We start from the raw sequence: 15,008 nt of genomic DNA, 5'->3' as shown, positions 1-15,008 counted from the left end.
TACTTATATTGGTAAGTACCTTTATTGGGTACGTAGCATATGTAAATAGAAATTCAAAGAGCATGACCATTAAACAAAAGATATCGAAAGCGATATATCCGGCCCTGATGAGCATAACGAAATTGCTTGGAAAAAATAGTAAAGTCATGAATAATGAAAAAGGCGTAGCTGCGCCGCAATCAGTGTACGATTTGCAAGTGCCTTTAAACAATGGTAATACCCTGGACCTCTCGTCGCTGCGAGGTAAGAAAGTATTGTTTGTCAACACCGCCAGTGAATGTGGCTATACCAATCAATATGCCGACCTGCAAAAGCTACATGAACAATACAAAGAAAAACTGGTGATCATTGGCTTTCCTGCCAACGATTTCCATGAGCAGGAAAAAGGCAGCGATGAGGATATTGCCCAGTTCTGTCAGATCAACTTCGGCGTCAACTTCCCATTGGCTAAGAAAAGTATAGTAGTCAAGTCGTCAGAACAGAATCCGGTATTTGCCTGGCTTACCCATAAAACACAGAACGGCTGGAATGAGCAGGCGCCCTCCTGGAACTTTTCCAAATACCTGGTAAATGAGCGGGGCGTGCTCACCCATTACTTCGACCCTTCCATTTCTCCTACAAGCGATATCGTTACAGCGGCTATTGGTAAATAACCAAACATCAAAACTATTGCTATGCTTACCAAAACAGACATTGAAAAATACTTCATGGCCGAAAAGCAGGTAGGGCTTGTCTTTTTCATCATTGGTATCATAGCAATAGTCTCGGCTCTTGTGTTTTTTCTCGCGCTGCGTACTAATTTCTATAAAGGGGCGGCCTTTCCATTATTGTTGGTGGGACTGATTGAATTGATCGTTGGGTTTGCCATATATAAAAGGAGCGATGGCGATCGTGTCAGGAATGTATATGCCTACGATATGAATCCGCAGGAGCTGAAAGAAAAAGAATTGCCCCGCATGCAGAAAGTGACAAAAAGTTTCGCCACCTACAAATGGGCGGAAATCGCTTTCATTATTGCCGGCATCGCATTGATTGTCCTATACCGCGCACGGCCCGATAAAACATTCTGGTTCGGTCTGGGCATTACCCTCACCATCCAGGCATTGCTGATGTTGAGCGCCGACTATTTTGCTGAAAAACGTGCTAAAGAATACACTGAGAAGCTACAGGCATTTGCAAGAAAATAGTATCGCTAACTATACTTGTTTTGGCCTTTTCGATTGTGATTTCTTCGAAGAACAGGTACTCACCACTCACCACTGACAACTCACTACTGCAGCTTCTCCTGCCTGTCCAGCACCACAATCGTTTCCCTGATCATGTTGCACACCTGATAATAAAAGTGCTTGTCGACCTTGTCGAAAGTATCGGTGGGCTTGTGATAGTCCGGATGATCTTCTACGCCAAAGTAGAGATAAGGGATCTTTGCCTTATGGAAGGGGTAGTGGTCCGATTGGTTGGTCCAGTCATCGTGCCCATCGGTAGGGGCGTCGTGACCAAATAATACTTTCACAGGGGTAAAAGGCTTTATACTATCCACATACTTTTTCAGGAAGGGATAATGATACGTGCCGCTGGCGTAGATCTCATTCTTATCATTACGGCTCACCATATCCATGTTCACATTCAGAAGCACCTTGCTGCTGTCTATCGGCAGGTGGCGCACAAAATAATTAGAGCCCACCAATCCATCTTCTTCCGCATCGAACGAGGCCAGTATCAGGGAATGTTTGGGCGGATGCTGTTTGAAATAACGGGCCAGCGCCAGCAGGCAGGCAGAGCCGGAAGCATTATCATCGGCGCCATAAAAGATCTTACCATCCTTGGTGCCAAGGTGATCATAATGGGCAGAGATCACATAGTATTGATCGGCATAAGTAGTGCCGGGAATGATAGCTAAGATATTGTTGCCTTTGGGGTCAGTTGACTTAGTTCCCAACCCAAAAGGTTGCAATCTGCCGCTATCGGGTTTACGCAATTGCAGAGAGTCAAACCGGTTTACGATATAAGTGCGGGCAAGCGCATTCCCGGGAGTGCCTACTTCGCGGCCACCCAGTGCTTCAGAAGAAAGATAGGCAAGGTCTTGAATGAGAGACGCGCTGTCTAATCCCGCAGGGGCCACTACTTTATTTTCTCCTTCAGGGGTCTTACTGGCTTTGTTCTTACAGGAAACAACCAGCAATAATATCACCAGGCATGAGGTAACTGTTTTGAGACCACGCAACAACATAACAACGAATTTGAATAAAGATAAGATGGGAAGGCCTTAATAAGCACATTCTTCCAGCTGTCCGGCTGAGAAAGGAGCTACCTGGCGTTCAGGAACCATGCCGGCAAATGCTTTTTTCACTTCTTCGAGGATAGATTCTACTTCCTCCTGCGTTTTCACAGTTACGAGCCGCGTGCGGTATTCTTTAATATTGGGGAGACCTTTGAGGTAATTAGCATAGTGGCGGCGCATTTCGAAGATGCCAACAATAGGGCCTTTCCATTCGATGGATTTGCGCAGGTGTGTACGGCATACTTCTACCCGCTCTTCAATAGAAGGGTAAGGCAGTATCTCACCGGTTTGCAGGTAATGCTTTATTTCCCGGAATATCCAGGGGTAGCCAATAGCGGCGCGGCCGATCATGATACCATCCACACCAAACTTGTTCTTATAAGCCAGCGCTTTTTGTGGTGAATCGATATCTCCATTACCAAAAATCGGTATTTGAATGCGGGGATTGTTCTTCACCTTAGCGATCAACGACCAGTCGGCTTCCCCTTTGTACAGTTGAGCGCGGGTGCGGCCATGAATAGTGAGCGCTTTGATACCAGTATCCTGCAGGCGCTCGGCCACTTCTTCGATATTCCTGGAATTATCATCCCAGCCAAGGCGGGTTTTAACAGTCACCGGCAAAGTTGTGGATTTGACTACTGCGGTGGTTAACCGAACCATCAGGTCAATATCTTTCAATACACCGGCGCCGGCGCCTTTGCACACTACCTTTTTTACGGGACAGCCATAATTGATGTCCACGAGGTCAGGCTGAACGGTGTCAACAATACGGGCACTCATGGCCATCGCTTCCTCATCACCGCCGAATATCTGGATGCCAAAGGGTCGTTCAAATTCTGAGAAGTCGAGCTTTTGCCGGCTCTTGATAGCATCACGGATCAACCCTTCACTGGAGATGAATTCACTATACATCAGATCGGCCCCATTCTGCTTGCACACGTAGCGAAAAGGAGGGTCACTCACATCTTCCATAGGTGCGAGAAGTAAAGGGAAATCAGGAAGTGATATATGACCGATAGATGGCATAATAAAAACACTGCGGGTACCGTATATGATTCGGGATCAATTATCTTCGCATCGCGTATCTTGCGGCCCGGAGCGGTTGCAAATTTACATACTAATATTCGTTTATACCAGTTTATGATCGGCCATTTACGCATAAAATCACCCTGGAAGCAACTGGCAATTCTGCTGGCCTTCCCCCTGCTGCTGGTATTTGCAAACTTCATGATCCCTTCAGAAGCGCCAAAATTAGATCTCTCTGATCCTCAGGTTATTAACGGCCTGAAATGGGGCCAGGCCTTATCCTCGCTCGTATTGTTTGTGCTGCCGACTTTCCTGTTTGCCGTATTCACATTTACCGGCAAGTACACTTATTTTATCGGCTTAAAGAAAGCAGAACATGCCAACATGTATGTATTGGCTGTCTTGTGCATCCTGCTTGCTTTTCCCTTTGCATTCTGGTTGGGGCAGCTCAATCAACGCATACACTTGCCCTCTTCGCTGGTGGAGTTGGAAAACAAAGCTTCCGGACAAATGGAAGCATTCTTTAAATCGAATAAGCCGATCGATGTTTTCATGAATGTCATCGTTGTTGGGCTTTTCCCGGCGTTTTGTGAAGAACTGTTTTTCCGCGGAGCACTCCAGCGCATCTTGATACAGATTACCAGAAACCCCTGGGCAGGTATCATCCTTACCGGCTTTTTATTCTCAGCCCTGCATCTCCAGTTCCAGGGCTTTTTGCCTCGTATGTTCCTGGGTATAGTGTTGGGTATTTTCTATTGGTATAGTGGAAGCTTATGGACCTCCATAATTGCGCATTTTGTATATAATGCCGCGCAGGTCATAGCTGTATCCTTTTCACCCAAATTGGCAACCACAAATCCCGATGCCCCGCTACTGGCTTCTGTCATCAGCGGCATAGCTGTGTGGGCCATATTGTGGTACTATCGTCGTCAGTCGACAGTTACCTATTCCAAAGTGTATCGTCCGGACGATCTCACACCTACCAACCAATTTATTGCATAACCATACCTGCATATGGCACTCAACCTGTCAACATTAAAAACAAGGTCACTTACTGCCGTCATCTTTGTGGTGGTGATGCTGGGAGGTTTATTGTGGGGGCTCTGGAGCTTTTTGATCCTGTTCACTATCATCCACTTCGGTTGCTGGAAAGAATACCAGCAACTCATTGGTAAAATAGACCCGGGCTATTTGACGATTACACCATTTCATAAATACGGCGTACGCATAGGAGGTTGGTGTATCGTACTCTATTTCACCAACAATGCCTTTAACATCGGCGACTTTTCCCTGCATTCCATTGGTTGGTGGTTAGGCCTCATCTGTGCATTCATGCTGCCGATCATTGAATTGCTATTTGCTGGTAACATCCGGTTAAGAAACATAGGGCTCTCTGCATTGGGCCTCCTGTATATATCATTAAGCTGGGGGCTGATGATGGACCTCAGGAGCGCTGGTGTCATTTACTTTGATGGAGCAGCAAAGCTCGGCCGTGATCTTGGGCCGGTCATTCCCTGTGGCCTTATTTTCTCTATCTGGATCAATGATACCATGGCCTATATAGTTGGCTCCCTCATCGGTAAAACTCCTTTCTCCAAAATATCTCCCAAAAAAACATGGGAAGGAACCGTAGGAGGCGCTATCCTGTGTGTGGTGGTCATCAGCTTGCTGGGATGGTGGCTGAATATTTATCGTGTACGTGACTGGATAGCTATATCAGCCATTGCTGCAGTAATGGGCACCGCCGGCGATTTGCTCGAAAGCAAGCTCAAGCGCATGGCTAATGTGAAGGACAGTGGCACCCTGATGCCCGGGCATGGTGGATTCCTGGACCGGTTCGATTCCCTGTTGATCGCCATCCCCTTCGTTTGGCTCTACGTAACGATCTTTATGAAATAAGACCTCATAAACCCCATAATTTCTAATTACTTACATTTGCAATCTTAACCATACTCAATGACCATTCACAAAGAAGGATACAAAAGCATACTCATTACAGCCATCATATTTGCAGTGATCAACCTGCTCTCGTTTTATTTCATCAGCTATAGCCTGCCCTGGCTCAGCTGGCTCATCTTTGTGGTCACATTGGGACTACTGCTGTTTATCATTTCCTTTTTCCGCGTACCCAACCGTCAGCTTACCAAAGGAGACAACCTGGTAATTTGCCCGGCCGATGGAAAAGTAGTGGTGATAGAAGAAGTATTTGACGAAGAATACTTCAAAGACAAAAGATTACAACTGTCTGTATTCATGAGCCCGGCCAACGTACACCAGAACCGTAACCCCGTATCGGGCGAGGTGGTGTACAACCAATACCATAAAGGAAAATACCTCGTAGCCTGGCACCCTAAGTCATCTACAGAAAATGAACGTCATTCAGTAGTGATCCGCAATACCAAAGGCGAAATACTGGTAAAGCAAATTGCCGGCGCATTGGCTAAGCGCATCATCAATTACCTCACTGTTGGCCAAAAAGTAGAGCAAAGTGCTGAATACGGTTTTATCAAGTTTGGTAGCCGGGTAGACCTGCTACTGCCAATAGGAACCAAAGTAAATGTGCAGCTTAACGAAGTGGTAAAAGGCGGTGTAACTGTCTTGGCAACTTTTTAAGCGATCTTAACCCAGAACTGGGATGTGTTCTTTGATAACCTAAGCCTAAAGCATACATCAGGACATTGGTAGTAATATGTGTAGACTCAATAGGTACATATATACCTTGTATTTGTTTTCACGTTTTAGGAAATTAGGTGACCATTATCTAATTGCTGGCGGAATATTGCTTTTGTGGCTACAACTTGATGTTCTGGCAATTATTAAGCTTGCCTGTATTGTAGTGAGAATTTCTTTTATTGACTTTTTTATTGAATTCCGCTTAGTTTATATTGTGATAGCCATAACTGCATTTTTTCTTTCGAAAGAATATGCAAGACGGCTGGTAAGAAAAGTATTGATAGAAAAAATATTTATACGAAAAGTGCCGATGGTAGAGGTTTGGTTATTTATGCTCATAAGCTTGCTTTTTTTCCTTGTAGTAATGATTGGTTGGTAAAGAAATTCGTCTTCTCTTTTAGTTGGTTGGTCTTCCCAAAACTGGTGATTGAGGGCGGGTTTGTGAGTAAGCATCTTGTGCCTGCGTATAAATTGTTTTTTGTAGTATCAACCCATAAAATTAAAAAGCTGCCTCAATTTATTTTGAGGCAGCTTTTTAATTTTATTAGAATATTCAACCGGTTAAACCGGAGTGATAACTATTACAGGGGGTTCTGCTTAACAACGTTTTGCGTGTTCTCCAGTTCGGCCCTGGGGATCAGGAATATCCAGTTTTTGGTGCCTGCAGGTTCTTGCATCAACTGAGCCAGTGAAGCATCATGATTGCTGCCGGCGCCTGCTCTATTTAGTGGCTGATTCAAACGCTTCAGGTCATAAAAACGGAAACCTTCAGCCCACAGCTCGATCCTTCTTTGTGTCAGGATTTCATCGATCAAAGCTGTGCCACTGTTAGTTGACAATACATAGTTAGGGTCCCTTTGTTTTGCCAGTGTCAACAACACATTACGAGCATCTGCTTCTTTACCAGTCTGTCTTGCCAGTGCTTCTGCTTCGATCAGGTACATTTCTGAAGAACGCATGAACACCAAGTCTCCATTACTATTGGCAGGGTTCGTCAATATGAACTTACGGGTCATGTAAGCTTTCCGTGTACCTCCGTCAACCAGCGGGAAAGTTGCATCCTTACCGGTAGAGTCCCACAGTTTTTTCCTGATGTCAGTTTGGGATATTTTGGCATAAAGCGGGGCGAAGATAGCCTTAGGATTACCACGGGTGTTGGTAGAAGAGAAGTTACCCAGGTAAGCATAATAGGAATAGAAATAAGTAGGTTGATCATCGCGGTGATCAATACCCCAGATCCATTCAGGGTTATCCGTATTGGAGAAGCCTTGCATGTATTGAGTGCTGTTCATGAGCGCAAAACCCTGACGAGCCTCAGAGGCCATTTGTGCAGCCACTGCCCAGTTTTGTTGAGTAAGTGCTATACGGGCTTTGATCCCCTTGGCTACGTTTACGTTCAGGTGCGACTTGGCAGGACGGTTAATACCAGTCAGCGTTGTTATGGCTTCATCAATATCCTTATTGATTTGTGCATACACCTCTGCAACAGTATTTCTTGGCAAAGAGCCGGTTCTTGGTTCCAGTACCAGTGACAAGCCGAGACCATCATTGGGGGCGCCACTTACAAAACGCTCGCTGAACAACTGTATCATCTGGAAATAACTCCAGGCACGGTAGGCTAAAGCCTGACCTTTGATCAGCTTTTTATCGTTCTCAGGTCCTTCTGCTTTATCTATATTGGCAATGATCATGTTGGCATTGCCGATCAGCGTATAATAAAAACCATAGCTGAAACGAACCAGGGTGCTGGCGTCACTACGTTGACCCAGCCAGCGGTATTCGCTCACAAACCAGCCATTGGCATTAGCTGTCATCACGAAATCCTCACCCAGCACTTCCATGTAAAGCATATTGCCACTGTGACCGCCCAGTGCCTGGCTGCCATACCACTGTGAATACATGGTCCGGTGCATACCGTTGATAGCAGCCATCGCATTTTTAGTAGTAGCAAATATATTTTCAGGGCTTAATGCAGCCGGAGGATTTAATTGAAGATATTCCTTCTTACAACTGCTGCCCAGTAACGTCGTGCCTATCAGCACTGCTCCTAATAATTTATTCTTAAATGTGCTCATACTTGTAATGTTTTAGAAGTTTACACTAAGACCCAGGTTAAATACGCGTGCGGCATCATAAGTGTCGCCGGTAGTTCCGCTGAAGTTGCCATTCACGTTCATACCTTTTCTCTTGGTAAAAAATTGAAGATTCTCACCGCTCACATAGATCATTACGTTAGAAGCGCCAATTTTTGAAGCAAGAGAAGCTGGTACCCTGTATGACAGGTTTACGTTGTTAATGCACAAATAAGAAGCGTCTGTAAGCCAGCGTGTAGAAGCTGTTCCAAATTGAGCACTTCTTGTTTCATCCAGTCTGGGAACGTTGGTGATATCACCAGGCTTCTGCCAGCGATTCAGCATGTCCTTGTGATAAGTTACCCCAGCAGTGGAAGTAGTCATCAAAGAGCCATAAACACCATCGTATACATAACCGCCCAGCTGATAGGTCAATGTAACACTCAGGTCGAAGTTTTTATAAGATACTGCGTTGACAATGCTACCATATACATCGGGAATGGCTGATTTGCCTACGTAAGTTTGGCGGGCATTATTATGATCAATAGTCACAGTATCCTTACCACCTTTGCCATTGTCGACAAGTCTGCTATTTGCAGCATCATAAGTAATGGCTCCCAGGTACAATGCCTGACCATCTGCAGGGTCTACGCCATAAAAAGTTCTTGTGTAGAACTCATAAATGGAGTATCCGGCTTCTCTCTTAAAGGGAGAACTGGTGATAGTTGGTACCGTAGGAGGCATCGCAGTCAACTTGTTGCTGTAAGTAGTAGCATTAACAGTCAGGTTCCAGTTAACTGCCTTGGAGCGGACGATATTACCGGTAATCTGTACTTCAAGACCTTTATTGGTCATGTTACCGATGTTTTGCGCTACAGAGTAGTTGTTGCTGGGCGTACCGCCATTTTGAAGAGGTTGAGGTACGTTGAAGATCAGACCAGAGCTCTTTCTATCAAAGTAACCAATGGTACCGGAAAGTCTTTGTTGGAACATAGAGAAGTCCAGGCCAATGTCCAGTGGCTTCTGCGTTTCCCAGGTCAAAGTGGGGCTACCAAGTGAGGTAAGAATTACGCCAGAGCGGGTGTCATCATCCCAACCAATAGAGTATCCGCCTTGATAAGGGTAATTGGCCAATCCGGTAGAGTTGCCCGCATAGCCATAAGATGCGCGTAATTTCAACAGGTCTACAAAAGGAACTTTGAAGAACTCCTCTTTATCCAACCTCCAGCCAGCACCAATTGACCAGAAGTTTTCCCACCTGATGTCTACAGGGAATTTAGAATTACCATCCCTTCTCAGAGAGCCGGAAAGAAGATACTTGTCATTGTAGTCATATTGTACCCTTGAGAAGAAACCTTCTGTGTTATTCTCTGCAATGCTGGAAGTCAGAGAACTGATAGTTCCGAAGTTGGAATACACAAACAAGCCAGAGAAAGCTTCAACAGTTCTCATACCACCTATGCCGGTAGATTTATAACGATAGTTTTCATGACCTACTATCGCATCGACATGATGCTCACCGAAGCTTTTATTAAAGTTCATGATCTGGTTGAGTGTGTAGCTGGTTTCTTTGCTGGAGCTTCTGCTCAACCTGCCACCTGGATAGCCATCACCTATTCTTGGGTTTTCATAGCTCAGGCCATCAGTGTTTGTGGCATCCATAGAAACGTTGGTCGTGAATTTCAACCAGGGTGTGAATATTACATCCGCATATACACGGGCAGAAAGCGCATCTCTTACATCATTGTCCTGATTCCAGAGGTGCTCTGCAATGGAATGACGACCGCTATTGTAAGGACGGGCATAGCCAGACTCGTTACCGGGGTCAAATTGCAAATTGCCTAAAGCATCCAGGATGGGCGCGCCTGTACCAGGAGTGCGCATGTGAACCGGATAAATAGGAGCAACATAGCGGGCAAAGTAAAAGGAGTTTACAATACCACCGGTTGCAGAATAATTGAAGGTAGACCTGTTGGCAGCCAGGTTTGCTCCTGCTTTAAACCATTTTGTAGGCGACACGCTCGTATTCAAGCGGCCTGTAAAGCGGGTCAGATCAGAACGAAGACCCCAGCCGCCTTCTTTCAAATAACTGAAAGAAGCAGTCAGATCCGATTTGTCAGTACCTGAACTGTATAGCATGCTATATTGTTGGCGGGTGCCGGTGCGGGTTGCCTGATCCAGCCAATCCATGTCATCGCCATATAACAATGCAGCATTGGGGTTTAATTTTCCATCAAGACCAACGATATCTGTATTACCTACATTGAAAGGATTATAGTTTCCAAGAACCTGGTAAATGTCACGGAAACTTAATCCCCTAAAATTCTGATTACCTACATTGGCGCCAGATGTAAACCTGGGCAGCTTACCACTGGCAATCATGTTGGCGCTATCTATAGGAGCCCTGGTAGGTCCATAAACCAAACCATTACGATAAGATTCCCATACCAATGGATAATATTCCTGTGCGCTTACTGTGGGGTATTGAGCAATAGCAGGTTCAGAAAAACCCAATTGCGCTTTAAATTGAAGCGTTTGCCTTCCTTTCCTACCCTTCTTGGTAGTGATTACGATTACGCCATTCGCACCTCTTGAACCATACAATGCAGTTGTTGAAGCATCTTTCAATACTGTCATGGTCTCGATGTCGTCAGGGTTGATGTTGGAAAAGCCGCCATCGTAAATTGCACCATCAACAACATACAAAGGGTTGTTGCCTAAAGTGTAAGAACCAAAGCCACGCAGTACGATGCCTGGGCTGGAGCCTGGAGAACCACTGGCTGTAGTTGTCTGGATACCAGGCGCAGCGCCCACCAAAGCATTCAATGGGTTACTAAGAGTCCTTTTTTCCATATCCTTGGCAGAAACCTGAACGGCTGAACCTGTAAAATTTGATTTTTTTACATTACCATACGCCAATACAATTACTTCATCCAATTGAGCTGTAGCAGAAGCAAGCGCAGCATCAATAGACGTTTTGTTACCAATCTGAATCTCTTTTGAAATCATGCCGATCGAAGCAAATACCAGCACTTTTGCAGTAGCGGGGACGGGTAAGGAATAAGTGCCGTCCTCTTTTGAAGTAGTTCCAACGCGTGTGTCTTTTACGAGGATTGAAACGTTGGGTAGGGGAGTACCTTTGTCATCTGTTACCTTACCGGTAATTGTTTTTTGTGCTAACAGCATTCCTGTTATGCACAGAAAAGCAGTTAACAGCGTTAACTTTTTTCTCATGTGAAGTTCAATTTTGGTTACTAAAATTTTGGTTGCGCAGTAATACAATTGTATTAAACAATTAGCACTACGACGGTAGTCATTTTATAAGTGGACTAATTCCGATGTAACTGTAGGAAAGGGATAATAATTAATTGATATTGGATGCAAGCAGTTTTTAAAAAGATATTGTATGGTTGGACCCAGAAAGACAAAAATATGGTTTCGAAACTAAAAAACGAAAAGTGAGGGGCCGTTATGGCAATATTATTTCAATTCCATATATGGGGTAAAAAAGAGGCGGAAAGCGTTAATATTGAGTATCTTCTGCTATATTTCTCTGCAGTTAATCAATCGTTTGCGTAGTCTTGAGATTAAAAGAATTGTTTGGTTAAAAGATTGTTTGCAATTCATGTAATGAATAAACCACATAAGTGGGTCTTATAGCTACAGTTACATTAGTATGATTAACAAACACCTGGTCGATGCCGGCATTAATGGCGCCCTGGATATCCACCTCGATACTATCGCCCAGCATTATACTCTGTTGAGGTAAGGCACGCGCTTTCTTAAAAGCATAATCAAATATTTCTTTGTGCGGCTTCAGACTATTGCTTCCTTCGGAAGTGATTACTTCCTTGAAATATTTATCGATGCCACTGTTCTTTAACTTACTATGCTGCGTTTTTTCAAAACCATTGGTGATGAGGTGCAACTGATAACCTTTGCCAGTCAGGTAGTCCAGGGTTTCAATAGTGTGTGGAAATAATAAATTGCGCGAAGGTAGCAGATCAAGGAAGCGGTCACCCATCTGGCGGGCCAGCTTTTCATCTCCGATCTTGAAGTCCAATAAGGTAAGCCACATTCTCTTCCACCGCAATTCATCCACCTTGATATACCCGTTCCGGTATCGTGCCCACAACTTGTCATTGTGTACAAGGTAGTTTTTATGAAACAGGTCGAAGTCATTGATGCCTCTTGTATGCAAAGCCAGCTCCTCATAAATGTCAGTCAGCGTTTTCCGGCTATTAGCTTCAAAATCCCACAACGTATGGTCAAGATCAAAAAAGAGATGCTGGTATTTCATGCCGCAAAAATAAGAAGTCTGACGCCCAACTTCTAACTTCGTAACCCTAATTCCATACTATGAATGTTGTTATTACCGGCGCTTCCAAAGGATTTGGCAGGTCATTGGCAGAACAGTTTGCTTCCCAGGGGCATAACCTTTTCATTTGCTCCCGCAGTGAGACCAACCTGTATAAAACGGTGGAAGATCTGATGCGGTATTATCCTGAAGTACAGATCAGGGCCAATGCATTTGACCTTTCCATTAAAGAACAGGCGAAAGCATTTGGAAGCTGGGTATTAGGTTTTGAAGTACCGGTTGATGTACTGATCAACAATGCTGGCTTGTTCGATCCGGGCAGTGTACACAATGAACCGGAAGGAACATTGGAACACATGCTCAATGTAAACCTGTTCAGCGCTTATCATGTAACCCGCGCCATTATTCCGCAGATGATAAAACAACAAAGTGGCCACGTATTCAACATGTGCTCCATCGCTTCGCTGCATGCTTATCCAAACGGAGGTGCTTACAGCATCAGTAAATATGCATTGGCCGGCTTTTCGCGTAATCTCCGTGAGGAAATGAAGCCACATGGAGTGAAAGTGACCGCAGTGTATCCCGGTGCTGCCTATACCGATTCCTGGGCGGGCAGCGGCGTTGATCCTAAACGTATCATGGAATCGAAAGATATTGCCGCCATGGTATATGCAGCATCACAACTTTCGCCACAAGCCTGTGTGGAAGACATTATACTACGGCCACAACTGGGTGATTTATAAATACCTGTAACCGTTCATCCTTTAACTGACATTTAACGCCCACAATTCGAGGAAGGCTTGGCCGCAAAATTTATATTTGTCTACCGGCCTACCGGAGAATAAAACATAATCTATTAAAGGAAAGCTACATACATCATTACTTTTATGGATAAGCCTGTTTAGTTTACAATGTGTAAACGGGCAGACTAAATTCTATACCCAGGTCAGCGAATCTACCATACAGTACCCGCAAACATTCCAGGTACAATACATTATCGAAGGAGCCCGCACCATACAGGACTTCAACATACCTGAGTTTGCCGACTTCCGTGTAACAGGCACATTTGATTTTAAGAATACGACCAGTATACAGGCACAAACCAGGCAACTGGTGGAGTCTTATACGAAGGTGGTTATCCTTTCGCCGCGAAAAAGTGGACGCTTTACGATACCGGGCGCAGTAGCCATTATCGATGGCAAAAAGATGCGTTCCGAACCGTTAAAAGTATTGATACAACGTACGGGTTTGTCATCAGCCAATACGAATACCGACGAAGTAGATATGGAGTCAGCGGCAGAACTCCAGCCCGGTGAAGACGTTACTGAAGAGATCCACAAGAACTTTTTTATAAGGGCCGAAGTGAATAAAACAAACTGCTATGTGGGCGAACCAATCATGGCAGTGTACAAAGCTTATTCACGACTTAGCACTACAGCACAGGTGGTGAAGCGCCCATCATTGAATGGTTTCAGCGTGATAGAAATGGTGGATGGTTACGATAACAGGCAGGAAGTAGAAGTATATAAAGGCACCCCTTATTATGTAAACATCATTCGAAAGGTGCAACTGATCCCCCTGCAGGAAGGCGACTATACACTGGACCCGGCTGAAGTAGAGGGAATGATACACTTCCGGAGAAAAGATGTGGCTACGGGCGCCTGGGCCTTGGCCGATTACCCGGTGTCGGTTCGTTCAGAACCAGTCAAGCTTACCATTAAATCATTGCCTGCTGTTGATCAGCCGGAGCATTTTACCGGTGCAGTAGGCAAGTTCAATATTGCTGTCCGCACACCCAGAGCACCCATTCGTCAGGGCGACCTGGTTAAAATTCAGGTAGAGATATCCGGTACCGGCAACCTTACCCTGCTTACAGCACCTACTGTAAAATGGCCCAAGGGGGTCGATACGGCAGATCCGGCGGTCAAAGAAGAGGTGAACAAATATGCCTACCCCCTCTCCGGCAGCAAGCAGTTTGAATATTCTTTCGCCGCACCGGATACAGGCGATTGTGTGATCCCTGCTATTGAGTATTCCTATTACGATCCCATGCTGAAAGAATACAAGGTGGCCAGCAGCGAACCCATCACCATGCACATCATGGCGGCAGTTAGCAAAGCCGAAGAGCAGGAGCGGAATGCTACCTTGGTCAAGGCCAATGAAACAGGCATTCCTAAACACATGTATTTCTTTGCGGCCATCGTATTGGCGATTGCAGGATGGATATTTTACCAGTCGTGGCAGATCAGGAAAAATAAACAACAAGCTAAAAAGGCTGCCGTCCAACAGGAAACACCTCCGCCGGCAGCACCAAAGGAAATAAACCCCGATGAATGGCTGGCAGTAGCACGCGATGCATTACAGCAAAGCGATAAACGCCTTTTCTGTCAGGAAATACAAAAAGCATTGTGGAAAATGGCAGCCGAAAAATGCCAGGTAGCCCCTTCGTCCCTCAATAAACAGAATGTGGCTGGCGCCCTTGCCGCCAAAGGAATGCCTGCGGATACTATACAAAGCCTTACTACCGTATTGAATGAATGCGAATGGGCCTTGTATGCGCCCGACCAGCAAGTAGACGATATGAAAAGAATATTCTACGAAACGAGAGCTTTACTACAGGAATTACAAAAAGTCTAAA

General features: G+C 45.1%; 12 protein-coding genes. 7 read left to right on the top strand and 5 right to left on the bottom strand.

Annotated elements, in window-relative coordinates; all coding sequences use genetic code 11:
• The first annotated feature begins 146 nt into the window (after window positions 1–146).
• The gene (locus AC5JBY_RS03155; RefSeq protein WP_495903096.1) at window positions 147–653 is read left to right on the top strand and encodes a glutathione peroxidase; all 507 of its coding nucleotides are present in this window, start codon (window positions 147–149) and stop codon (window positions 651–653) included.
• Window positions 654–674: 21 nt separating this feature from the next.
• Window positions 675–1,187: a hypothetical protein gene (locus AC5JBY_RS03150; RefSeq protein ID WP_495903095.1), complete on the top strand. Its 513-nt coding sequence runs from the start codon at window positions 675–677 to the stop codon at window positions 1,185–1,187.
• An 83-nt stretch (window positions 1,188–1,270) separates the two neighbouring features.
• On the opposite strand, the gene AC5JBY_RS03145 is transcribed toward AC5JBY_RS03150, so the two are convergent.
• Both AC5JBY_RS03145 and dusB read right to left on the bottom strand, forming a co-directional pair.
• Complete coding sequence (locus AC5JBY_RS03145; RefSeq protein ID WP_495903094.1) at window positions 1,271–2,230, bottom strand: M28 family peptidase; 960 nt, start codon at window positions 2,228–2,230, stop codon at window positions 1,271–1,273.
• A gap of 36 nt (window positions 2,231–2,266) precedes the next feature.
• Complete coding sequence (gene dusB / locus AC5JBY_RS03140; protein WP_495903093.1) at window positions 2,267–3,307, bottom strand: tRNA dihydrouridine synthase DusB; 1,041 nt, start codon at window positions 3,305–3,307, stop codon at window positions 2,267–2,269.
• A 114-nt stretch (window positions 3,308–3,421) separates the two neighbouring features.
• Here dusB and AC5JBY_RS03135 point away from each other — a divergent pair, with 114 nt between their 5' ends.
• Genes AC5JBY_RS03135 through AC5JBY_RS03125 form a run of 3 tightly spaced genes read left to right on the top strand, consistent with a single transcriptional unit; the run spans window position 3,422 to window position 5,920 of the window.
• Window positions 3,422–4,309: a CPBP family glutamic-type intramembrane protease gene (locus tag AC5JBY_RS03135; RefSeq protein ID WP_495903092.1), complete on the top strand. Its 888-nt coding sequence runs from the start codon at window positions 3,422–3,424 to the stop codon at window positions 4,307–4,309.
• Window positions 4,310–4,321: 12 nt separating this feature from the next.
• Window positions 4,322–5,206 (top strand): phosphatidate cytidylyltransferase, encoded by an 885-nt coding sequence (locus AC5JBY_RS03130; RefSeq protein ID WP_495903091.1) that lies wholly within the window; start codon window positions 4,322–4,324, stop codon window positions 5,204–5,206.
• 57 nt (window positions 5,207–5,263) lie between these two features.
• On the top strand, window positions 5,264–5,920 hold the full coding sequence (locus AC5JBY_RS03125) for a phosphatidylserine decarboxylase family protein (RefSeq protein WP_495903090.1): 657 nt from the start codon (window positions 5,264–5,266) through the stop codon (window positions 5,918–5,920).
• A gap of 641 nt (window positions 5,921–6,561) precedes the next feature.
• On the opposite strand, the gene AC5JBY_RS03120 is transcribed toward AC5JBY_RS03125, so the two are convergent.
• The 3 genes from AC5JBY_RS03120 to AC5JBY_RS03110 form a co-directional block, all read right to left on the bottom strand.
• Window positions 6,562–8,055, bottom strand: coding sequence for a RagB/SusD family nutrient uptake outer membrane protein (locus AC5JBY_RS03120; protein WP_495903089.1), 1,494 nt, complete (start codon window positions 8,053–8,055; stop codon window positions 6,562–6,564).
• Between the two features lie 12 nt (window positions 8,056–8,067).
• Entirely contained in the window at window positions 8,068–11,286 is a 3,219-nt protein-coding gene (locus AC5JBY_RS03115; protein ID WP_495903088.1) for a SusC/RagA family TonB-linked outer membrane protein, read from the bottom strand.
• Window positions 11,287–11,656: 370 nt separating this feature from the next.
• The gene (locus AC5JBY_RS03110; RefSeq protein WP_495903087.1) at window positions 11,657–12,352 is read right to left on the bottom strand and encodes a YjjG family noncanonical pyrimidine nucleotidase; all 696 of its coding nucleotides are present in this window, start codon (window positions 12,350–12,352) and stop codon (window positions 11,657–11,659) included.
• Between the two features lie 59 nt (window positions 12,353–12,411).
• On the opposite strand from AC5JBY_RS03110, the gene AC5JBY_RS03105 reads away from it, so the two are divergent.
• Both AC5JBY_RS03105 and AC5JBY_RS03100 read left to right on the top strand, forming a co-directional pair.
• Window positions 12,412–13,113, top strand: a complete 702-nt coding sequence (locus AC5JBY_RS03105; RefSeq protein WP_495903086.1) for an SDR family NAD(P)-dependent oxidoreductase — start codon at window positions 12,412–12,414, stop codon at window positions 13,111–13,113.
• A 112-nt stretch (window positions 13,114–13,225) separates the two neighbouring features.
• Entirely contained in the window at window positions 13,226–15,007 is a 1,782-nt protein-coding gene (locus tag AC5JBY_RS03100; RefSeq protein WP_495905584.1) for a BatD family protein, read from the top strand.
• Window position 15,008 lies beyond the last annotated feature (1 nt).

It is taken from the genome of Paraflavitalea sp. (assembly GCF_059502485.1).
This window is presented reverse-complemented; position numbering and strand designations above follow the sequence as displayed.